The 501-nt window shown below is 60.5% G+C and carries 1 protein-coding gene; it reads left to right on the plus strand.

Translation table 11 applies throughout. The features are described 5' to 3' along the window. The coding region (locus AC5RUW_RS16625; RefSeq protein ID WP_494161696.1) for an integrase core domain-containing protein at nt 1-501 on the plus strand (501 nt) is incomplete at both ends.

The raw sequence follows: 501 nt of genomic DNA on the forward strand, positions 1-501 counted from the left end.
GGATGCTCGGCCGGGCCACCGGGAAACGCAACAAGACCCGGACCGAGGCCAATCGCAGGCCCGGCTACGCCTACCTACACCACGCCGTGGATGACCATTCCCGGCTGGCCTACTCCGAGATCCTCACCGATGAGAAGAAAGAGACCGCCGCCGAGTTCTGGCAGCGCGCCCACGAGTTCTTCGCATCCCACAACATCACCGTGCTCCGGGTCCTCACCGACAACGGTTCCTGCTACCGTTCGCACACTTTCGCCCAGGCGTTGGGGCCGGGCATCAAACACAAATTCACCCGACCGTACCGGCCGCAGACCAACGGCAAAGTCGAGCGGTTCAACCGCACCTTGGCCTCAGAGTGGGCGTACGCGAAGCCCTACAAAAGCGAAGAAGCCAGGATCAATGAATACGATGCCTGGCTCCATCACTACAATTATCACCGACCCCATACCGGGATCGAGGGACGCTCACCCATAGAACGCGTTCACAACGACCGTAAGAGTTACA

Source organism: Arthrobacter sp. Y3222053 (genome assembly GCF_059092805.1).